Genomic DNA, 20,857 nt, shown 5'->3' with positions numbered 1-20,857 from the left:
GGTATACGTTGAGGCGGTGTCCGACGACAGGAGTACCGAAGCGATCGAGGCATCGGGGCTTCTCGACGGCCTCGAGGGGCAGGCCCGGGCCGAGCGCGCCGAGCTGATCGAATGGCTGCTCGGCGAGGGCTTCACCGTCGAGCACATCCGAACTGACATCGCACCGATGCAGATGCAGGCGGGTCGCATCATGGGCGACGACGGCGTGCACGTGTCAGCCCGCGAGATCTGTGAGACGACCGGTGTCGACCTGGAACTCCTCGAGGCCATGCAGCGCGCCCTCGGACTGCCTCGAATCGACGATCCCGACGCACCGGTGCATCTCCGTGCAGACGCCGAGGCGGCAGCGCGGGCGCAGGCGTTCCTCGACGTGGGGTTCACCCGCGATCAAGTCATCGCCGTGGCGCGCGTGCTCGGTCAGGGGATGGCGCAGACGGCCGAGGTCATGCGACAGGCCGTGCTCGAAAGGGTCATCAAGCCCGGGGCCACCGAACTGCAGACCGCCAAGGCCTACAGCGAAGTGGTGCAACGGGTTTCGCCGATGTTGGGCCCGCTGGCCGAGGATGTGCTGCGGCTGCAGCTGCGCCACGGGATGGAGACCGAGGCGATCAACGCTGCCGAGCGCGCGGCCGGAAAGTTGCCTGGCGCACGCGAGGTGACGGTCTGCTTCGCCGATCTCGTCGGGTTCACCCGGCTCGGCGAGGGCGTGCCACCCGAGGAGCTGGAGAACCTCGCGAACCGGCTGTCCGGCCTTGCGCGCGACGTCGCGGCGCCGCCCGTGCACTTCATCAAGACGATCGGCGATGCGGTGATGTTCGTCGCCACCGATGCTGCGGCGCTTCTGCGGGCCGCTCTGCAGTTGCTCGCCACCGCTGAGAAAGAGGATCTGCCCCCACTGCGCGTCGGATTGGCCTCCGGCGGCGCGGTCCAGCGGGCGGGCGACTGGTTCGGCAGCCCGGTGAATCTGGCGAGCAGGGTGACGTCGGTGGCTCGTCCGGGCACCGTGCTCGTCGCCGAGTCGGCACGCGACGCGATCGGTGAGGGCGACGAGTTCGGCTGGTCGTTCGCCGGGGGGCGGCACATCAAGGGGATCAAGGGCGAAGTGAAGCTGTTTCGTGCCCGCTCAGCGGACGACGAATAGTACGCCCGAAGGGCGCCGGGCCGTCCCGTAAATCACTCGAGTCACTCCCGACTCAACTATGGGCCTCGACGCAGAAAATCTTAGTGACAGGGGTGTTAATAACAAGATCACGGGGTAGCCCATCGCGGTCAGGGGAAAGGGTCGGGAAATGGACATATCAAGCACCACCGCACCTCGGGAGCCCCGCTCACCGATCACTGCGGCGTCGGAACTGCTTACCCTGTCGTCGATTTGCCCCGCGTGTGGATATCCGGCCCTTGGCATGGGCTTGTGCGCCTACTGCAAGCCGATGATGCCGCAGGCTAGCTGAGACGGTTCATCGAGACGGCGCGAAACGGCGCAGCCGCAGGCTGTTCGTGACGACGAACACCGAGCTGAAAGCCATCGCGGCACCAGCTATCAGCGGGTTCAGCAGCCCCATCGCGGCCAGGGGCAGGGCGGCGATGTTGTAGGCGAAGGCCCAGAACAGATTGCCCTTGATCGTTCGCAGGGTGGCACGGGACAGCCGGATGGCATCGGGGGCCGCCCGTAGATCGCCGCGCACGAGGGTGAGGTCCGAGGCGGCGATGGCCACGTCGGTGCCGGTGCCCATCGCCAGCCCGAGGTCGGCCTGTGCGAGCGCGGCCGCGTCGTTCACCCCGTCGCCGACCATCGCGACGACCTTGCCCTCATCCTGCAGCCGCTTGATCTCATCGACCTTCCCGGCGGGCAGCACCTCCGCGATCACCTCGTCGATGCCGAGCTGGGCCGCTACGGCATCGGCCGCGCGCCGGTTGTCGCCGGTGACCAGCACGGGCGTCAGGCCAAGGCCCCGCATGTCGTTGATCGCGGACTGCGATGTCTCCTTGATGGTGTCCGAGACGACGACCACCGCACGGAGGCGACCGTCGACGGCCAGCCAGATCGGGGTCATGCCACCGGCTTCGGCGTCATCGGCCGCCTGAAGAAGCTCGGCGGGCGGGTCCAGTGCCCCGGCCTCGCGCACCCAGCTGTATCGTCCGGCGGCAAGCGAAAGGCCCTCCACGGTGCCGGTGACGCCTCTGCCGCCGTGGTTTTCGAAGTCGGCCACCTGCGGCAGTGGGCCGCCTTCGGCGGCGCGCGCTGCGATGGCCCTGCCGATCGGATGCTCCGAGGCATGCTCGAGTGCGCCTGACAACCGCAGCATTTCGGCGTCATCGGCGTCGTCGGCCGCATGCACGGAGATGACCGTCATCGTTCCCGTGGTGATCGTGCCGGTCTTGTCGAGCACGACGGTGTCGATCCGGCGAGTGGACTCCAGCACCTGCGGCCCCTTGATCAGAAGGCCAAGCTGCGCGCCGCGTCCGGTTCCGACCAGCAGGGCGGTCGGGGTCGCGAGCCCGAGCGCGCATGGACAGGCGATGATGAGCACCGCGACCGCGGCGGTGAACGCGGCGGTCGCGGAAGCGCCGACGACAAGCCACACCGCCAGTGTCGCAAGCGAAAGGCCGATGACGATGGGCACGAAGACCGCCGATATGCGGTCGGCCAGCCGCTGCACGTCGGCCTTGCCGCTCTGTGCATCGGCGACCAGCCTGGCGATCTGGGCGAGTTGGGTGTCTGAGCCCACGCGGGTGGCGCGGATTTCGAGCCGTCCCCCGACGTTGACAGTCGCTCCAACGACGTCGTCGCCTGGCCCTACTTCGACGGGAACGGGCTCGCCGGTCAGCATCGATGCATCGATCGCGGATGTCCCGGAAACCACGACGCCGTCGGTCGCGATCTTCTCGCCCGGGCGCGCGACGAAAATGTCGCCGACGACGAGTTGCTCTATCGGGAGCCATGTTTCGGTCGATCCGTCGCGCAACACGGCGACGTCCTTGGCGCCCATGTCGAGCAGCGCCCGCAGCGCCGCGCCGGAACTGCGCTTGGCGCGCGATTCGAAATAGCGTCCCGCGAGGATGAAGGTCGTGACGGCCGCCGCGACCTCGAGATAGAGATGCGGTGCGCCGTCCTTGCCGGCGACGAGGCTGAGTCTCATCGTCATACCTGGTTCGCCCGCGTGGGTGAACAGCAGCGCCCACACCGACCACAGGTAGGCCGCCGCGACGCCCACGGAGATGAGGGTGTCCATGGTCGCCGCTCGGTGGCGGAGGTTGGTGAGCGCCGCGCGATGGAACGGCCACGCACCCCACGCCGCGACAGGCGTGGCGAGGGCAAGCGCCACCCACTGCCAGTAGTCGAACTGCAGCGCGGGCACCATCGACAGCAGCACCACCGGAATGCTCAGCGTCGCCGAGATCAACAGTCGGCGGCGCCACGAAGCCGTCTCATCGGGGCCGGACTCAGAAGCGGACTGCCCCGCCGACCGGGGTAGCGTCGCGGTGTAACCGGTTTCCTCGACCGCGGCGACCAGTTCACCGGGGGAGATGCTGTTCGGGAAGTCGACAAAAGCCTGCTCGGTGGCGAAGTTGACGGTTGCGATGACGCCATCCACCTGGTTCAGCTTCTTCTCGATCCGCGCCGCACACGACGCGCACGACATCCCGCCGATCGTCAGGGCGACCTCGCGTCGGTCGGTGGTGTCGGGAGCGGACGGCATGTTGCCATCCTATACCCGTAGGGGGTATAGGTAAAGATGACGACGAACTAACTGGAGGGTGAGATGTTGAAACGGGCGGTTCTGGTCAGTGCAGGCGCCATCGCGGCGCTCCTGATCGCCGGATGCGGTGGCACCGACAGCGGCAGCGATTCGAGCAGTGGGCACTCGGAAGCCCATGGCTCCTCGGCTACGTCGGCGACCGCAGCGCCGAGCGCGGGCGATCGCAACGACGCAGATGTCATGTTCGCGCAGCACATGATCCCGCATCACCGGCAGGCGGTTGAGATGAGCGACGTCGTGCTGGCGAAGCAAGGAGTCGACCCGCGAATCACCGAGCTCGCCAAGGCGATCAAGGCCGCACAGGGTCCCGAGATCAAGCAGATGCAGGGCTGGCTCGACCAGTGGGGCAACCCGCCGATGCCGCCCATGAATGCGACCGAGGGCGGTCACGACATGGAAGGCATGTCCGGCGACGCGATGGGAATGATGTCCGACGAGCAGATGACGGCGTTGAAGAACGCTCAGGGTAGCGAGGCGAACAGGCTTTTCCTGACGGGCATGATCACCCACCATGAAGGCGCAATCGACATGGCGCAGAACGAAATCGAGGACGGCACGTTCGCGCCTGCAATCGAGATGGCGCGCACGATCGTCAAGACCCAAAAAGAAGAGATCGACACGATGAAGGGCATCCTCGAGACGCTGTAGCCTCATCGCCGTGCGCATCCTCGTGCAGCGGGTCGCCTCGGCGTCGGTGACCGTCGACGGTGAGACCGTCGGCGCCATCGCACCGGAAGGTCAGGGTCTGCTCGCGTTCGTCGGCGTCACGCATGACGACGACGAGAACAAGGCGCAGCGGTTGGCCGAAAAGCTATGGCAGTTGCGAATTCTCGATGACGAGAAGTCGGCAGCCGATGTCGGGGCCCCGATCCTCGTCGTCAGCCAGTTCACGTTGTACGCCAACACGGTGAAGGGCAGGCGTCCGACGTGGAGCGCCGCGGCACCCGGCGCCGTAGCGGAACCGCTTGTGACGGCGTTCGCCGAAGCCCTGCGTCAGCTGGGGGCGAGTGTCGAAACCGGCGTATTCGGCGCCGACATGCAGGTCGCGCTCGTCAACGACGGGCCGGTGACCGTTCAGTTGGAGCTCTGATTTATGCGGCCGGGGTGACCGGGAAGCCCTCCGAAGGCTGAACGATGACGAAGCCCTGCCCGTGGAACGACACCTGGACCGCCTCGCCGGACCCGCGCCCGATCAGCGCACCCGCCTTGAAGCTCGTCTTCAGCTGCGTCTGCAGGTTCGCCGACCACGCCACCACAGCGTTGGTGTCCGCGAACGTCGGCGCCTCCGCGGCGTTGAGCACCACCGGCGGGCCGTCGGTCGTCAACGCCACCCACCCGGTGCCGCGCAACGTCGTGTTGAACAGCCCGCCAGTCGCGATGCTGCCACCCTTCACCCGCTCGATGTTCCAGTCCAGGCTCGACGAGAAGGCCAGCACGTTCTTGCCGCTGATCGACAGTCCGGAGTCGTTGATGTTCAACAGATGGACGTCGTAGGCCCGCTCGGCCAGAAATACATCGCCCTGACCCTGGCAGCGCATCAGCGGCAGCCCCTCACCGGTCAGGGCCTTCTTGATGAAGCGCCCGGCGCCGCCGCCCTCGAACGCGAAGTCCACGTTGCCCTGATAGGCAACCATGGCGCCCTGACGCGCCATGAACGGTTCGCCGAGGCGCACGCGCAGAAGTTTCGAGTTCTGGTTCGCGATCGGCTTGGCTTCTTTCTCGCTGAACCGTCCGTCGACGAGCTCGCCGGTGATGCCCGCGAACCCGTCGCCGGCCGGGGCATGGCCGCCCTGCGGCGGCCCGCCCTGCTGAACCTGCGCCTGCGGCTGTCCGCCTGGCGGGCTCGGCGCGCCGCCCGGTGCGGGTGCGCCGCCCATCGGCGCGCGGCTGACCTGACCCCGCTGCGACACCTGATCCGTCCAGCGTTGCCCATCCCACCAGCGGTACTCGTAGCGGCCCTCGGGATCTGGTTGCCAACTGCCGGCTTGAGGTCCGGTCACGATTCGCTCCTCTGCGTCGGGCTTTCGAAGACACTATGCCGTGGTTCGCGCGACGCTGGCATGCTTATTAGATGGCAAAGGAAATCGATCGAGTGCGTGCGCAGAGCGCCCTCTGGGTCATCAGGCAGCACCCCGGCATGGTGCTGTTCGCCGTGTCGCCCGCCGTCATAGCGCTGGCTGGGGTGTGGTGGTTCTTCGGCGTCGGCTGGGCCGCGCTCCTGCTGATCGGGATGGTGCTCGGCGGGGGAGCCGCCGTGTTGATGAAACGCTGATAGCGCCGGGCCGTGCGCGGGCTCCGCTGAGACTGCGGTAGTGGCGAAGAAGTTCGAGTAAGCGTCACCGTCAGCGCATTCTCGACGCGCAGATCTCGCTCGACGCTTCGAGAAGGCTTCACCTGTTCGCCGTGGGAGAACGCCGCCTCATCTGCCGTGCAACGGTGTAATTATGTAATCATGAGATATCATCACGCACACGGCCGACGCGCGGGCCGCCCAGGCGGCTGGCAGCAGGCCAATCAACCCGACGCAGGCGACGCAGCCGAATGGTTCGCCGGCCGCTTGCCCGACTGGTTCGACGGCGACCCGGAAGTCGTGGTCGACCGCGAGGAGATCACCGTCATCGGAAGGCTGCCCGACCCCGAAGGCGAGAGCGAGGCCCGGGCATCCGGCCGCGCCTCCCGGTTCCGGGAGGAGACCAGACAGGAGCGCATGCGGATCGCCGACGAGGCGCAGGACAAATACGGCCGCAAGGTGTCGTGGGGCGTGGAAATCGGGGCCGCCGGCGCCGATTCGACGGAGCGAATCCTGTTCACCCACATCGCCGTTCCGGTGATGACACGGCTGCGCCAACCCGAGCGTCAGGTACTCGACACCCTCGTCGACGCCGGCGTCGCTCGGTCGCGGTCGGACGCGCTTGCGTGGTCGGTCAAGTTGGTCGGTGAGCACACCGAGGAGTGGCTCACGAAACTCCGCGACGCAATGCGCAATGTCGACGACCTCAGGTCGGAGGGCCCGCAGGTCTGATCAGCCGACGCGCTCGATGCCGACGTAGGACGAGCGCGCTCAGCTGAGTTTCGACCGTGTCCACGGGCGTTTGGGGTAGAGCAGCGGGCGGCCTGCTTTGCGCAACACGCCGGGGACGCGATGTGCCGCTGTGAGCAAGAGACGGTCGCGGGGGCGAAGCGTCTGCATCGGGCCGGGGGTGAGGGCGGCAACCGACGGATCGACCTCATTCACCGGACGGGAGTCGGTTCGTCCATCGCCGGTCACGGCGAAGAGGTGCCATTCGTCCGGCACGCCCTTCAGCGTGTAGGTGCCGCGCTCGACGAACTCGAGGCCCGACCCGAGTACAAGCTCCCTGACCGTGCTCGACGCGAAGATCTCGCCCGCGCCGGCGTATGAGACGATCCGGGCCGCGACATTCACGGCGATGCCGGCGAGATCCTCACCACGACGATCGCACTCACCGGTATGGACGCCGGCTCTTATCTCGATCCCCAGACCACGAACGGCCTCGTTCATGGCGCGTGCGGCACGGATTGCCTTCGCGGGCCCGTCGAACACGGCGAGTATCCCGTCGCCGAGCGTTTTGACCGTCCGACCTCCGTACCGTGCGATCTCCGCCCGGACGACGTCGTCGTGGCGCTCGACGAGGGCGCGCCAGCGCTCGTCACCCATCTCGGATGTGTGCTCGGTGGACGACACGATGTCCGTGAACAAGATCGTCACCAGCGCGCGGTCGGGATCAGACCGATGGCGAGCGCCTGTCAGGAACTCCTCGATCTCGTCGACGATGGGCTCCCAGTCGCCGACCCAGACGAGATGATCGGCACCCGGAAAAACGGCGTGCCTAGCCCGCGGTATCTGCTCGGCCAGGTACCGGCCTAATTCCACCCGCACGAAACTGTCTTCGCGGTTCACGACGAGAGTCGGCGCCGAAATCCTTGGCAGAACCGACCGAACGTCCATGTGCGTCGTCGATTTCAGCAGAGCGATGGCCATCCCCGGGCTGGCGCAGATTCGCTCGGCGCTTCCAAAAACCTGCGTCGATCCCGGAACGGAAACTGCGCTAGGAGCCCAGAGCGCAAACACTTTGCCGGCGCCCCATTCCGTTGCCTCGCCGAGCATTTGAGTCCACATACCTTGAAAGAGACTGCTGTACTCGGGGAGGTAGTCCGGCTCCGACAGCCACTTTGCGGCGGTTTCCATCAGGACAAGTCCGTCACATCGCTGTGGATGGATTGCCGCAAAGAGCACAGATGGTGTGCCCCCCTCGGAGTAGCCGAGCAGCCAGGCCCGTTCGACGCCCACGGCATCCATCACGGCGGTGATGTCCTCGACCCGCTGCTCGACCGACGGCGGCCCGGCGACCGGGTCCGACAAGCCGGTTCCGGGCTTGTCGAACATGATCAGTCGGGCGAAAGACGTGAGGCGCCGCAGCATCGCGTTGGCTTGCGGGTCGCTCCACATCAGGGCCATGTGCGAGACGATCCCATTGACGAGGACAAGGTTGATCGGGCCGTCGCCGACGACCTGATAGGCGATGCTGATCTCGCCCTTCTTGGCATAGCGGGTGTCAGGCGCCCCCATCCGCCAACCGTAGTACGACCGGTCCGCCGACGTGCCGATTTCCCCACTGCGCGCCTGCCTGGCAGTAACGCGCTGTGTCTTTGCTGACGTGGTGCTAGATGCGTTCGATGCCGACGTAGGACGAGCTCAGCGCCGAGGTCTGCGACAGCGGATCGACTGGACCGCCGTCGACGAGGAGATTCCGGTTGACGCCGAACGACTCAGGTGCCTGACCGCCGCGGGGATCGAAAATTCTTGAGCCCCAACCGTGATCGACGACGATCACGCCGGGCCGCGTTACCTTGTCGATCGCCGCGGGCAGCTCGATTTCCCCGACGGGGGAGAACACCCTCACCCGGTCACCGTCGCCGATGCCCAGACCTGCTGCGTCGTCAGGGTTGATCAGGACCTCGTTCTTCTTGCCCGACGGATGCAGACCGGGCAGTTCGTTGAGCCACGAGTTCATCGAGTGTCGGTGCCGCCGGTTCGCCAGCTGAAACGGGTAACCGTCCGGCGCGACCGGATGCGGTTCGGCGAGCAACTCGTGCGTGCGCTGGACGAACTCGGGTGGCGCGGCGTGCACCTTCTTGTCGTCGGTCCGCAGCGCGTCCTTGAAGTGGCCGAACTGCCGCGGTCCCAACACCAAGCCGTGCGGGTTGGCCATGAGTTCACGCCAAGTCACCTTGTGACCGTTCACTTTACGGCTGGTGGCGATCAGAAGCCGATTCAGCCAGCGGGGGCTGAACTCGAGAGCAGGTCTACCGGTAATGCGCGCCATCGCCCTGGTGGCCCTGACGAACCCGTTGATGCCAGTGGCGCCAAACAGCGGCCTGCGCATTGCAATCGCCAGGTCTACGAAGATGCGCCACTCCTCGCGCGCCCCCGAAGGCGGATCTACGGCCCGCCGTCCGTACTGGACATACGGTTCGTCGTGCAGGTTGCTCGTCAACGCCAGCAGATCGTCGCGCTCCAACCAGTGCACGGCGGGCAGCAGCCAATGTGCATGCCGATGGCTCTCGCGCTGCACCAGATCGATCGCCACCAACAGGTCCAGCTCGGCGAGCGCCTTGTCGAGCTTGACTCCATCGGGCCCCGACACCACCGGATTGCCGCAGTTGATCACCATTCCGCGGATCTGCCCGGGCCCGGGTGTGGTGATCTCATCCGGCAGCTCGGCAAGCGCATGAGCGCCCGCCACCAGTTCCCGCTTCTGAATCCGACTGGTGTGCGCTGGCGGTTTGGCCAGGCCCGACAGTTTCAACACATCGACGTAGCCGGGTTCGAACCTGCGGCCACCGGGACGGTCCATCCGGCCGGTAACCACGTTGAGCACGTGCCCCAACCATTCGCCGATCGTGCCTGTCACATGCAACGACACGCCTGTGCGCGTGACCACCATCGCCCGCCGTGCAGCTGCGAAATCATGTGCGACCCTTGCGATCTGCTCACGCGACACATCGCAGCGGGATGCGAGATCGTCGAGGTCTGCTTCGGCGACGAGCGTCCGCAGTTCGGGTATGCCCGTCGCGAGCTCGGCGCAGTCCTGCTTGTGCTCCAGCCCCTCGTCGAGGATGACCTTGACCATCGCGAGCAACAGGGCCCAATCCTGGCCGGGGCGCACGGCGAGGTGCACATCCGCCTTGTCGGCAGTCTCCGTGCGCAGCGGGTCGACGACGACGATCGTCGCGCCGTCCTTCTGCCGATCGAGTGCGCGTCGCCATCCACCCGGCACGGTCTCAAGCCAATTCCATGCGCTGATGGCCGGATTCGCGCCGACCAGCAGGAAATAATCACAGTTGTCGACGTCGGATACTGGCGCCATCACGATCGATCCGTACATCGCGTCGGCGACGACGTGCATCGCGTTCTGATCGACCGACCCGACGGCGTATCGGTTCTGGGTGCCTACGGCATCCAGCCAGGCCATCATGAACAGGACATTGGAGGCCGAGAAGCCAGTTGGATTCCCGTAATACAGCCCGACCGCGTCGGGTCCATCGGCTGCGATCAGCGCGTTCATCCGGGCGGCGATGTCGGTGATGGCCTCGTCCCAGGTGGCCTCCACATAGGTGTCGCCGACGCGTCGCATCGGGTTCACGATTCGGCGCGGATGTTCGACGAGTTGGTTGGCGGTACGGCCCTTGGCGCAGAAGTCGTGCCAGCTGTGCGGATTCTCCTTGTCGGCCGAGATTTTCGTCGCGCGATTGCCCTCGACGGTCACTTCGATGCCGCACGCCGCCGAGCAGTATCGGCAGAACGTGTACACCGTTCTGGCCTCCATGTGGACATAGTGCCCGACCAGGACCCGTCCCCGACGTCGTTAAGCACAACGCTTTTCTCCCGCGAGCAGACGCAAAAGTACCCAGAAAGCCGCTTCAGGGCACTTTTGCGTCTGCTCGCGCTTTCTACGCCTGCGCCATCGCCCAGTACTCACCCCGCCGCGCCAGCAGTTCGGCGTGGCTGCCGCGCTCGACGATTCTGCCTTCCTCCAGCACCAGGATCTGGTCGGCTTCGCGGATCGTCGAGAGCCGGTGGGCGATGATGAAGCTGGTCCGGTCGCGGCGCAGTTCCACCATCGCGTGTTGGATCAGCAGTTCGGTTCGGGTGTCCACCGAACTTGTCGCCTCGTCGAGGATCAGCAGCTGCGGGCGGGCGAGGAATGCCCGCGCGATGGTGATCAACTGCTTCTCGCCTGCGCTGATGTTGCCGCCGTCGTCGCTCACGCGGGTGTCATAGCCGTCGGGCAGCGTGTGCACGAAGCGGTCGACGTAGGCCGCCCGGGCCGCCTCGATGACCTCGTCCTCGTGCGCGTCGGGTCTGCCGTAGGCGATGTTGTCGAAGATGGTGCCGCCGAACAGCCAGGTATCCTGCAGCACCATGCCGACCCGCGACCGCAGCGACTCCCTGCTGATCGTCGCGATGTCGACGCCGTCGACGAGGATTCGCCCTGAATCCACGTCGTAGAACCGCATCAGCAGGTTGACCAGGGTGGTCTTACCCGCGCCCGTCGGGCCGACGATCGCCACGGTGCTGCCGGGCTGCGCGTCCAGCGACAGGTCCTCGATCACCGGGGTGTCCTCCCGGTAGGCGAAGTTCACGCGCTCGAACTCGACCCGCACGCCACGCGAACGCTCCCCACCGCTCGACTTCTCCGCTGTCTCTCGTGCGGTAAGGAACGTTTGTGAGGGGTCGGCCGGCTCTTCGTCCGCGTCGAGCAGGTCGAAGACCCGCTCCGCGCTGGCCACCCCCGACTGCAGCGTGTTGTACATGCCCGCGACCTGGGTCAGCGGCTGGTTGAACTGGCGCACGTATTGGATGAAGGCCTGGATGCTGCCGAGGGTGATCTGCCCGGTGGCCACCTGGATGCCGCCGACCACTGCCACCGCGACGTAGCTGAGGTTCCCGATGAATGTGGTGGCGGGTCCGACCAGCCCGGAGAAGAACTGCGCGCCGCGGCTGGCGTGGTAGACGTCGGCGTTGCGTTCGCGGAACTGCTCCTCGGCGAGCTCGCGGTGGCCGAACGTCTTGACCAGGGTGAAGCCGCTGTAGGTCTCCTCGATATGGGCGTTGAGCCGTCCGGTGTTGGTCCACTGCGCAACGAAGAGCCGCTGCGAACGACGCGCGATCGCCCGGGTCACGTACAGCGACAGCGGCACGGTGACGACCGTGAGCAGAGTCAGCAGCGGCGAAATCGTCAGCATCATCACCAGGACGGCGAAAACCGTCAGCAGGGATGTCAACAGCTGGCTGATCGTCATCGACACCGACGTCGAGATGTTGTCGATGTCGTTGGTGACGCGGCTGAGCACCTCACCGCGCTGTCGGGTGTCGAAGTACGCCAGCGGCAGGCGGTGCAGCTTGTCCTCGACGTCCGACCGCAGTGACACCATCGTCCTTTGCACGACCACGTTCAGCAACCGGGCTTGCAGCCAGATCAACAGAGCGGCAATCAGATACAGGCCGAGTGCGAGCAGAAGCGTGCGCCCGACCGCCGCGAAGTCGACTCCGCGGCCCGGAACGACGTTCATCCCCGACAGCAGGTCCGCGAAGGTTGTGTCGCCGCGAGCCCGGGCGGCAGCGATGGCCTGGTCCTTGGTCAGCCCTGCGGGCAACTCGCGGCCGATCACTCCGTTGAACAACAGATCTGTGGCGTGCCCGAGGATTCGCGGGCCGATCACGCCGATCGCGATGCCGGCGATCCCGATCGCAATCACCGCGGCGGTCGGCCCGCGCTGCGGCGTCAATCGCCTCACGAGGCGGATCGCGGCGCCCTTGAAGTCCCTGGAGCGCTCCGTCGGCGCCTGGACGATGCCGCGGATCGGACGTTCCATTGGTTGGGTCACCGGTCACCCCCGACGCCTGCACCGACGGACTGCGAATCGGCGAACTCGGCATAGGTGGGGCAGTCGGCCAGCAGCGACTCGTGGGTCCCGGTGCCGACCATCCTGCCGTCATCGATCACGACGATCTGGTCCGCCGTGGAAACCGTTGAAATCCGTTGCGAGACGATGACAACCGTGGCGCCGGCGGACACCTCGCCCAGTGCGGCGCGCACCCTGGCGTCGGTGTGCACATCGAGCGCCGAAAAGGCGTCGTCGAACAGATAGATCGCCGGCTTGCGGATGACGGCGCGTGCGATGGCCAGGCGCTGACGCTGCCCACCCGAGAAGTTGATGCCGCCCTGGGCGACGCGCATGTCGAGGCCATCGCCGTGCGAGCGCACGAAACCGTCCGCCGACGCCACCCGCAAGGCCTCCCACATCTCGTCTTCCGTCGCATCGGCCTTGCCGTAGCGCAGGTTGTCGGCGACGGTGCCGGAGAACAGGTAACCCCGTTGCGGCACAAGGCCGACCTCCGACCACAGCTGCTCGGTGTCGTAGTCCCGCACGTCGATGTCGTCGACCTGCACGACTCCGGACGTGACGTCGTACATCCGGCAGATCAGCGAAACCAATGTCGACTTGCCCGATCCCGTGGACCCGACGATCGCGGTGGTGGTCCCCGGCTTCGCCGTCAGCGAAACATTTTGGAGCACCGGTCGTTCAGCGCCGGGGTAGCAGAACGTTGCCTCGCGCAGGGCGATCGCACCGTCGACCGACTCTGGCCGCACGGGTTCGGCCGGGCTGGTGATCGCCGGCTCGGTGGACAGCACCTCGGTGATCCGCTCGGCGCACGCGGTCGCCCGGGGAATGAGGACGAGGATGAACGTCGCGAGCAGCACCGCCATCAGGATCTGCATGAAATAGGACAGGAACGCGATGAGCGAACCCACCTGCATCTGGCCGGCATCGATACGCATTCCACCGAACCAGATCAACGCGACGCTGGAGACGTTGATCACCAGCGTGGTCACCGGCAGCATCAGGGCCTGCCAGCGGCCCGCCGTCAGCGCGGTATCCGACAGCGCCTGGTTGGCCTCGGCGAACCGGTTGCGCTCGAATGGCTCCCGGGCGAACGCCCGAATGACGCGGATGCCTGACAGCTGCTCGCGCATCACCCTGTTGATGCCGTCGATGAGCCGCTGCACGACGCGGAAGATCGGCAGCAGGTGCCGCACGATCCAGTAGTTGGCGAGTGCCAGCACAGGCACGCTGACCAGCAGCAGCCACGACAGGCCGGCGTCCTGGTGCACCGCCATGAAGATGCCGCCGATCGACATGATCGGTGCGGTGATCAGCATGGTGGCGGTCAACTGGACCAGCAACTGGACCTGCTGGACGTCGTTGGTGGTGCGAGTCAGCAGGGACGGTGCCCCGAAGCGCGCCGTTTCCGCGGCCGAGAAGCCGGTCACGTGGTGGAAGATCGCCGACCGCAGATCGCGCCCGACGCCCGTCGCGGCGCGCGAACCGTAGTACACCGCACCGACGGCACACAGCACCTGCAGCCCGGTGACGGCCAGCATGACCATGCCGAGTTCGACGATGGTCCCGATATCGCCCTTGGCCACGCCGTCGTCGATGATCGCCGCGTTGACCGTCGGCAGGTACAGCGAAGCCATGTTGCTGATGACCTGAAGCACCGCGACGGCAGCGAGCGGCCCACGATACGGCCGCACGTACCAACGCAGCAGGGCCAGGAGCATCTCGCTACTTTCGCATACCGACCTGTAGGACAGCGGATTGACCGACGCCCGTTTCACGCAATGAAAGAGCAGGTCAGCGTGTCTCTCAGGTTCGCCTTGGGCGGCTGCCGCTACAGTGTGCGCTGTGATCCCCAGCAACCTGAAACGGCTGGCCGTCGCCATGGTCGTCCTGATTCCGGTGTTGGCGGCGTGTTCCTCGGGCTCCGATTCGACGTCGACCGACGACCCGTCGGCCCCGCCGACCGCACAGGGCATCAAGCACGGGCCGTTCTTCCCTCAGTGCGGCGGCGTCACCGACGAGACGATGGCCGAGCAGACCCGAGTGTCCGGACTGGTCAACACGGCCAAGAACTCCGTCGGATGCCAGTGGCTGGCCGGAGGCGGCATCCTCGGCCCGCACTTCTCGATCACCCTGTATCGCGGCAGCCCGATCGGACGCGAACGCAAGACCGAGGAACTGTCGCGCGCCAGCGTCGAGGACATCAACATCGAGGGTCACGACGGCTTCATCGCGGTCGGCGAGGACCCGACGCTCGGCAACAACCTGTGCGAGATCGGCATCCAGTACGACGACGACTTCATCGAGTGGTCGATCAGCTTCGCGGAGAAGCCGTTCCCCGATCCTTGTGACATCGCCAAGGAGTTGACCCGTCAGACGATTGTGAACGCGAAATGACCGGCGGTTCTGTACACCGGGTCGGTGCGGCAATCGTCGCCGTGTTGGCGGCGGTGACGATGTCGGTGGGCTGCTCGCGGACCGTCGAAGGCACGGCGGCCAAGGCCGGATCCGGTGATGTGCCACGCAACGACAACTCCGAGAAGCAGTATCCGAACCTGCTCAAAGAGTGCGACGTCCTCACCGAGGACATCCTGGCCAAGACCGTCGGAGCCGATCCGCTGGACATCCAGAGCACGTTCGTCGGAGCGGTGTGCCGTTGGCAGGCCGCCAACCCGGCCGGGCTCGTCGACATCACCCGCTTCTGGTTCGAGCAGGGCAGCCTGGACAACGAACGAAAGACCGCCGATCAACTCGAGTACAAGGTGGAGAGCCGCGCGATCGCCGGCGTTCCGTCGATCGTCATGCGTCCCAACGACCCCAACGGGGCGTGCGGTGTCGCCAGCGATGCGGGCGGTGTGGTCGGTTGGTGGGTCAATCCGCAGCAGCCGGGCATCGACGCCTGCGGGATGGCGATCAAACTGATGGAGCTGACGCTGGCCACCAGCTCCTAACGCGGCACGTGGAAGGTGACCAGCGCGGCGCTGCTGAGCGTCAGCGCCTCCCACGGCTCCGCGGTCCGCAACACCGCGATGGCCGAGGTCGGGAACTTCGTCGAGATGTGATCGGCCGCAGTCTTGTTGCTGCCGTCTCCAGTTGCGAGGCCGAGCGCCACCGATGACATCGCGGGCTCGTGGCCAATCACCAACAGCGTCGCCACGTCGGAGTCGACGCCGTTGATCTCGCCGATCACCGCGCCCGTCGTCGCGTCGTACAACCGGTCGGTGTAGCTGACGGGCGCTTCTATCCTGGTCCGGGCCAGCGTCTCGCGGGTGCGGGTTGCGGTGGAGCACAGCACCGCATCGACCGACGGCGTGTGCGCGCGTAACCAGTCTCCGGCCAGGCCTGCCTCCCGTTGTCCACGCGGCGCCAGTGGACGCTGATGGTCGGGCACGCCGGTGGGATAGTCCGACTTGGCGTGCCGCATCAGCAGCAGCGTCCGGAATTGGTTCGTCACCGCTCCCACGCTAGGGCAGCGAAGACCGGCGAAGTAGCGTTCGGCGGTGAACCCCGCTGCCGATACTGCAGAGCGTCTGCGCGACTCACCGATCGCGGCACGACGCGGGCCGACCCGACGTGGTTTGGGGGCCCACATGCCGGACGAGGTCCGACGACTTGTCGGCGACCGGTCCTACACTCGCCACACCTGGCAAACATGGCAAGGAAGGAGGGTCGAAATGCGATTCGTGCACACCGCCGACTGGCAGCTCGGAATGACCCGGTACTTCCTCAACGGTGAGGCCCAGGCCCGGTATTCGGCTGCGCGACGCGACGCGGTGGCGGGGCTTGGCGCCCTGGCCGATGAGACAGGGGCGGAGTTCGTTGTGGTGGCGGGCGACGTGTTCGAGCACAACCAGCTGATGCCACGCGTGGTCAGCCAGTCGCTCGAGGCGATGCGGGCAGTCGGCGTTCCGGTTTATCTGCTGCCGGGCAATCACGATCCGCTCGACGCGTCGTCGGTGTACACCAGCGCCCTGTTCACCGCCGAATGTCCGGACAACGTCAGGGTTCTCGACGGCGCCGGTGTTCACGAGGTACGGCCGGGGTTGGAGATCGTCGCCGCACCATGGACGTCGAAGGCGCCCACCACCGACCTCGTCGCGCGGGTCATCGACGATCTACCCGCCGACGGGACGACCCGCATCGTGGTGGGTCACGGCGCGGTGGACATCTTCGTCCCGGACAAGGACCGGCCTTCGCTGATACAGCTCGAGGAGGTGGAGGCGGCGATCGCCCGCGGCGCGGTGCACTATGTGGCCTTGGGCGACAAGCACTCTCGCATGCAGGTCGGCGCGTCCGGCCGGATCTGGTACTCCGGCTCGCCCGAGGTCACCAACTACGACGACATCGAACCCGATCCCGGCCACGTGCTCGTGGTCGATCTGGATGAGACCGACAACAGCAGGGCGGTGAACGTCGAGCCGCGCCAAGTGGGTCGCTGGCGCTTCGTGACGCTGCACCACGGCGTTGACACCAGTCGCGACATCGCCGATCTCGACATCAACCTCGACCTGCTGTCCGACAAAGAACGCACCGTCATTCGGTTGGCGCTCACCGGATCGCTGACCGTCACCGACAAGGCCGCACTGGACGCCTGCCTCGACAAGTACGCGCGGGTGTTCGCGGCGCTCGGGCTGTGGGAACGGCGGTCCGAGATCGCGGTCATTCCCGCCGACGGAGAGTTCGACGACCTCGGTATCGGCGGGTTCGCCGCCGCCGCTGTCGACGAACTGGTTGCCACGGCCCGTTCCGACGGTGACGACGCCGACGATGCAAGGACCGCCTTGTCTCTGCTCCTGCGGTTGGTCGACAAGGGCGACAGGGGGATCGCGTGAAGTTACACAGGTTGGTGCTCACCAACTACCGCGGCATCACTCATCGCGAGATCGAGTTTCCCGACAACGGCGTGGTCGTCGTCTGCGGCGCCAACGAGATCGGCAAGTCGTCGATGATCGAGGCTCTCGACCTGCTGCTGGAGTCCAAGGACCGGTCGACGAAGAAGGAAGTCAAACAGGTCAAGCCGACGCACGCCGACGTCGGCGCCGAGATCACCGCCGAGATCAGCACGGGCCCTTACCGGTTCGTCTATCGCAAGCGTTTCCACAAGCGGGCCGAGACCGCTCTGACGGTGCTGGCGCCACGTCGCGAGCAGCTCACCGGCGACGAGGCTCACGACCGGGTGCGGGCGATCCTCGACGAGACCGTCGACGTACAGCTCTGGCGGGCGCAACGGGTGCTGCAGTCCACGTCGACGGCGGCGGTGGACCTCTCGGGGTGCGATGCGCTCTCTCGAGCGCTCGACGTCGCTGCGGGTGAGGCCGTGCAGTTGTCGGGCGCCGAGCCGCTACTGATCGACCGTATCGACGCCGAGTACCTCCGGTACTTCACGCCCACCGGCAGGCCGACCGGCGAGTGGGCCGCCGCAAACAAGCGCATGCGCGACGCCGACGACGAGGTGGCCCGGTGTGCGGCCGCGGTCGCCGAGGTCGACAATGCCGTACGCACTCACGCGACTCTCGCCGCCGAACTCGAGCGGCTCTCCGGCGAGTGCGCCGAAGCGGCCAAACGGCTGGCGACCGCGCGCACCGCGGCAGAAGAGGTGGCCGTTCTGCGCGAGCAGCTCAAACAGGCCGAGGTGGTCGCAACCGCCGCTGATGCCACGCTCGAGGCGTCGCTCTCGGCGCTGACCGAGCGGCGCAGGCTGGCGGCCGACGTCACGGATCGGGCCGGTGCGGTCGCCGAGTTGGAGAAGGCCGCCGCGCGGGCGCACGAGGACGAGCTCACCGCCCGCGAAGTGCAGGAGGCGGCGGAGGCGGCCGCCGACGAGGCGCGCGTTGCGGTACAGAGCAGCCAGGTCCGCGTGGAGGCGGCCCGCCGCGCCCTCGACCGGCAGTCGGATCGAGATGAGGCGCAACGGCTTTCGGGCAGGCTGGCCAGAATCGACGCGGCGCTCGCCGAGCTCGGGGACGCGGAGCGTGAACTCGCGCCGATCGCGCTCACCGATGCCCTGATGCGCGACATCGAAACGGCCGCTTCCGCCGTGGAACGCGCGGCGGGTCAGGCCGAGTTGGTATCGGCGCACATCGAGCTCACCGCCGCGCGCGATATCGAGCTTCTGGTGGGCGGCGAATTCGTCCGGCTCACAGCGGGCGGCGAATGGTCGACGAACGCCACCACGGCCACCGAGATCGATGTGCCGGGCGTGTTGACCGCGCGGATCGTTCCCGGCGCCCCCGCCTCCGATACGCAAGACGAACTCGATGCCGCACAACGGGTTCTCGCGCACGCCTTGTCGGCCGCCAAGGTCGGCGATGTCGCGAGCGCGCGTGTCCTGGATCAGCGGCGTCGGGAGCTGGTGGCCGGTCGCGACAGGTCGACTGCGACCGTCAACGGCCTGCTCGGCGAGGACGAGGTCGACGCGCTTCGTGTTCGACTCGCCGAACTGTCCGACACTGCAAACCCGAACACCGCCGAGGCGACCGGCTCGGCGGACTCGGCAAGTGCTCGTACCGAACTCACCGAAGCGACCGCCGCGCAGGAGAAGGCCATCGCGGAATGCGAGACGCACCGCAAGGTCGCCGAGGTCGCTGTGAAACGCCTCGGGGAGAGGGCGACACAGGCCAGCGTCGCCCAGGAAAAGCTGACCGCGTGCCTCGCCGAGCTGACGGTGGGGCGGGATCGCCTCGCCCAACAGCGCGCCACCGTGACCGACGACGAACTTCTCGTCAAGGCCGAAGCCGACAAGGAGAAGGCGCGGCGCGCCACCGGGCTCGTCGCCGATCTGGATGGCGAGCTGGCGCGCTGCGCTCCCAGCGCCGTCGCCGCCGCGCTCGATGAGGTGATGCGGCACGTCGATGCGTTGAGGGACCGTCATGACGGGACCTCCGATGCCCTTCGCCTGGTGACGGCGCAGTTGAAGGTGTACGGCACCGAGGGACGCAAGTGCCGGCTCGACGCCGCCGAAACCGAGCGCGAGCACGCCGAGGCCGAGTACCTGCGGGTGCACCGGCGGGCCAGGGCTGCCGAGCTGCTCCGGTCGGTGATGGCTCGGCACCGGGACGCCACCCGGTTGCGCTATGTCGATCCGTTCCGTGGCCAGGTCGAGCGGCTGGGCCGCATCGTCTTCGGAGAGACGTTCGAAGTCGAGATCGACAGCCAGCTGCGAATCTGCAGCCGCACGCTGTCCGGGCGCACGGTTCCCTACGAGTCGTTGTCCGGCGGTGCCAAGGAGCAGCTGGGCATCGTCGCGAGGCTGGCCGGCGCGGCGCTGGTGGCCAAGGAGGACAGCGTCCCCGTCGTCATCGACGATGCGCTCGGCTTCACCGACGCGGCGCGATTGGTCAAGATGGGCGCGGTGTTCGACGCCGTCGGTGGCGACGGCCAGGTCATCGTGCTCACCTGCAGTCCGCAGCGATACGAGAGCGTCGGTGCCGCCCACCACATCGAACTGTCCGCTTAGCCGCTGACAGCGAGCTGCGGGTCGCCCGCAAGGTGAAAAGCGGTTCGCATCGCAGCAACGTCGCCGCCGTCACCGACGAACGTCAACCGTCGCAATGCCGCTTTGCGTTGTGCGGCAGTCGATCCGATGCGGGCTGTGATCACATCGCGCGCTGCAGCCGTCACTGTGACCGCGGGTTCGGTATTGCCAGCGCTGAGAGTTCCGTTCTTGACCGCGAAATCGAAACGGCGACCGTCGATATCGACGCGGTAGGTCGCGTCCAACGCGTCGGCGCGAGCAGGGTCGAACGCCAACAGGATGCCTGCGAGGAAGCCGTTCAACGGTGTCAGCGCACTGTCATCCTGGACGACGAGGTCGAGGCCGAATCTGGCCACTGCCTGAATGACGGGCGGAACTTTGCGCCATCCGGTCTGACTCAGTGTGTACACGGTGCGCGCGATCGGCGCGGGCAGTTCGGTGCGGTCCACCAGACCTGCGTCTTCCAGTTCACGGAGTCGGTCGGCAAGCAGGTTGGTGGCGATTCCAGGCAGCGCAGCGCGCAGGTCGCTGTACCGGCGCGCACCGCCGATCAGCTCGCGCAGTACGAGCAGAGTCCATCGTTCGCCGATCACATCGACACCCCGTGCGATCGGGCAATTCTGGTTGTAGCTCTTCCGGGCGGCCACGACGCCACTCTAGCAGTTACACGCGAAAAGCGTCTAACTGCTTGAAA

At 66.7% G+C, this 20,857-nt stretch carries 17 protein-coding genes; 9 read left to right on the top strand and 8 right to left on the bottom strand.

What is annotated here, in order from left to right:
- The first annotated feature begins 16 nt into the window (after nucleotides 1-16).
- On the top strand, nucleotides 17-1,141 hold the full coding sequence (locus C6A82_RS19720; RefSeq protein WP_105348624.1) for an adenylate/guanylate cyclase domain-containing protein: 1,125 nt from the start codon (nucleotides 17-19) through the stop codon (nucleotides 1,139-1,141).
- A 316-nt stretch (nucleotides 1,142-1,457) separates the two neighbouring features.
- Here the strand turns inward: C6A82_RS19720 and C6A82_RS19715 are convergent, their stop codons facing one another.
- On the bottom strand, nucleotides 1,458-3,701 hold the full coding sequence (locus tag C6A82_RS19715) for a cation-translocating P-type ATPase (protein WP_199193952.1): 2,244 nt from the start codon (nucleotides 3,699-3,701) through the stop codon (nucleotides 1,458-1,460).
- Nucleotides 3,702-3,764: 63 nt separating this feature from the next.
- On the opposite strand from C6A82_RS19715, the gene C6A82_RS19710 reads away from it, so the two are divergent.
- Together C6A82_RS19710 and dtd are read left to right on the top strand one after the other, a co-directional pair.
- Nucleotides 3,765-4,409, top strand: coding sequence for a DUF305 domain-containing protein (locus C6A82_RS19710; RefSeq protein WP_105348626.1), 645 nt, complete (start codon nucleotides 3,765-3,767; stop codon nucleotides 4,407-4,409).
- A gap of 10 nt (nucleotides 4,410-4,419) precedes the next feature.
- Nucleotides 4,420-4,851 carry a D-aminoacyl-tRNA deacylase gene (gene dtd / locus C6A82_RS19705; RefSeq protein WP_105348627.1) on the top strand — a complete coding sequence of 144 codons (432 nt, stop codon included), beginning with the start codon at nucleotides 4,420-4,422 and terminating at the stop codon, nucleotides 4,849-4,851.
- 1 nt (nucleotide 4,852) lies between these two features.
- On the opposite strand, the gene C6A82_RS19700 is transcribed toward dtd, so the two are convergent.
- A complete protein-coding gene (locus tag C6A82_RS19700) occupies nucleotides 4,853-5,761 on the bottom strand; it encodes an AIM24 family protein (protein WP_105348629.1) in 909 nt (302 codons plus the stop codon).
- Nucleotides 5,762-5,832: 71 nt separating this feature from the next.
- On the opposite strand from C6A82_RS19700, the gene C6A82_RS19695 reads away from it, so the two are divergent.
- Together C6A82_RS19695 and C6A82_RS19690 are read left to right on the top strand one after the other, a co-directional pair.
- Entirely contained in the window at nucleotides 5,833-6,033 is a 201-nt protein-coding gene (locus C6A82_RS19695; protein WP_105348631.1) for a hypothetical protein, read from the top strand.
- Nucleotides 6,034-6,213: 180 nt separating this feature from the next.
- Nucleotides 6,214-6,783: a hypothetical protein gene (locus tag C6A82_RS19690; RefSeq protein WP_105348632.1), complete on the top strand. Its 570-nt coding sequence runs from the start codon at nucleotides 6,214-6,216 to the stop codon at nucleotides 6,781-6,783.
- Between the two features lie 39 nt (nucleotides 6,784-6,822).
- On the opposite strand, the gene C6A82_RS19685 is transcribed toward C6A82_RS19690, so the two are convergent.
- The 4 genes from C6A82_RS19685 to C6A82_RS19670 form a co-directional block, all read right to left on the bottom strand.
- A complete protein-coding gene (locus C6A82_RS19685; RefSeq protein ID WP_105348634.1) occupies nucleotides 6,823-8,349 on the bottom strand; it encodes an adenylate/guanylate cyclase domain-containing protein in 1,527 nt (508 codons plus the stop codon).
- 94 nt (nucleotides 8,350-8,443) lie between these two features.
- Entirely contained in the window at nucleotides 8,444-10,609 is a 2,166-nt protein-coding gene (locus C6A82_RS19680; RefSeq protein ID WP_105348635.1) for a molybdopterin-dependent oxidoreductase, read from the bottom strand.
- A gap of 124 nt (nucleotides 10,610-10,733) precedes the next feature.
- The gene (locus tag C6A82_RS19675; protein ID WP_105348637.1) at nucleotides 10,734-12,659 is read right to left on the bottom strand and encodes an ABC transporter ATP-binding protein; all 1,926 of its coding nucleotides are present in this window, start codon (nucleotides 12,657-12,659) and stop codon (nucleotides 10,734-10,736) included.
- 8 nt (nucleotides 12,660-12,667) lie between these two features.
- A complete protein-coding gene (locus tag C6A82_RS19670) occupies nucleotides 12,668-14,410 on the bottom strand; it encodes an ABC transporter ATP-binding protein (protein WP_105348639.1) in 1,743 nt (580 codons plus the stop codon).
- 160 nt (nucleotides 14,411-14,570) lie between these two features.
- Here C6A82_RS19670 and C6A82_RS19665 point away from each other — a divergent pair, with 160 nt between their 5' ends.
- Together C6A82_RS19665 and C6A82_RS19660 are read left to right on the top strand one after the other, a co-directional pair.
- Complete coding sequence (locus C6A82_RS19665) at nucleotides 14,571-15,086, top strand: DUF3558 domain-containing protein (RefSeq protein WP_105348659.1); 516 nt, start codon at nucleotides 14,571-14,573, stop codon at nucleotides 15,084-15,086.
- Nucleotides 15,083-15,640, top strand: a complete 558-nt coding sequence (locus C6A82_RS19660; protein ID WP_105348640.1) for a DUF3558 domain-containing protein — start codon at nucleotides 15,083-15,085, stop codon at nucleotides 15,638-15,640. Before C6A82_RS19665 ends, C6A82_RS19660 begins: the two co-directional genes overlap by 4 nt.
- Here C6A82_RS19660 and C6A82_RS19655 read toward each other — a convergent pair.
- The gene (locus tag C6A82_RS19655) at nucleotides 15,637-16,113 is read right to left on the bottom strand and encodes a SixA phosphatase family protein (protein ID WP_396836825.1); all 477 of its coding nucleotides are present in this window, start codon (nucleotides 16,111-16,113) and stop codon (nucleotides 15,637-15,639) included. The two genes, C6A82_RS19660 and C6A82_RS19655, sit on opposite strands and share 4 nt — an antisense overlap.
- Nucleotides 16,114-16,363: 250 nt before the next feature.
- Here C6A82_RS19655 and C6A82_RS19650 point away from each other — a divergent pair, with 250 nt between their 5' ends.
- Together C6A82_RS19650 and C6A82_RS19645 are read left to right on the top strand one after the other, a co-directional pair.
- The gene (locus tag C6A82_RS19650; RefSeq protein ID WP_105348644.1) at nucleotides 16,364-17,521 is read left to right on the top strand and encodes an exonuclease SbcCD subunit D; all 1,158 of its coding nucleotides are present in this window, start codon (nucleotides 16,364-16,366) and stop codon (nucleotides 17,519-17,521) included.
- Complete coding sequence (locus tag C6A82_RS19645) at nucleotides 17,518-20,145, top strand: ATP-binding protein (protein WP_105348645.1); 2,628 nt, start codon at nucleotides 17,518-17,520, stop codon at nucleotides 20,143-20,145. Before C6A82_RS19650 ends, C6A82_RS19645 begins: the two co-directional genes overlap by 4 nt.
- Here the strand turns inward: C6A82_RS19645 and C6A82_RS19640 are convergent.
- On the bottom strand, nucleotides 20,142-20,810 hold the full coding sequence (locus C6A82_RS19640; protein ID WP_105348647.1) for a helix-turn-helix domain-containing protein: 669 nt from the start codon (nucleotides 20,808-20,810) through the stop codon (nucleotides 20,142-20,144). The genes C6A82_RS19645 and C6A82_RS19640 overlap by 4 nt on opposite strands.
- Between the last annotated feature and the right edge of the window lie 47 nt (nucleotides 20,811-20,857).

It is taken from the genome of Mycobacterium sp. ITM-2016-00318 (assembly GCF_002968285.2).
In the GTDB taxonomy this organism is placed as follows: domain Bacteria; phylum Actinomycetota; class Actinomycetes; order Mycobacteriales; family Mycobacteriaceae; genus Mycobacterium.
This window is presented reverse-complemented; position numbering and strand designations above follow the sequence as displayed.